Below are 371 nucleotides of genomic sequence, written 5' to 3'. Positions count from 1 at the left end.
TGGCCCGCGAGGTCGGCACGGAGGGGAACCTCGGTGGCCAGGCACAGGTACGCGGCGTGTCCGGGGTCTGGAAGGAACTCACCGAGAACGTCAACTCCATGGCGCTGAACCTGACTTCGCAGGTACGCAACATCGCCCAGGTGACCACGGCGGTCGCCGACGGCGATCTGTCGAAGAAGATCTCGGTGGACGCGCGGGGCGAGATCCTGGAACTCAAGGAAACCGTGAACACCATGGTCGACCAGCTCCGCGCCTTCGCCGACGAGGTGACCCGGGTGGCCCGCGAGGTCGGTACGGAGGGCCGGCTCGGCGGACGGGCCCAGGTGCACGGCGTGTCCGGCGTCTGGAAGGACCTGACGGAGAACGTCAAC

Annotated in this window: 1 protein-coding gene; it reads left to right on the top strand. The window is 67.7% G+C overall.

Annotated elements, in window-relative coordinates; all coding sequences use genetic code 11:
- A partial coding sequence (locus C3486_RS36760) for a HAMP domain-containing protein (protein WP_146075150.1) occupies window positions 1–371 on the top strand: 371 nt, incomplete at both ends.

The sequence above is a fragment of the Streptomyces sp. Ru73 genome (assembly GCF_002920575.1).
Lineage (GTDB): Bacteria > Actinomycetota > Actinomycetes > Streptomycetales > Streptomycetaceae > Streptomyces.
The sequence above is the reverse complement of the archived record's forward strand: the minus strand, read 5'-3'. Positions and strand labels throughout refer to the sequence as shown.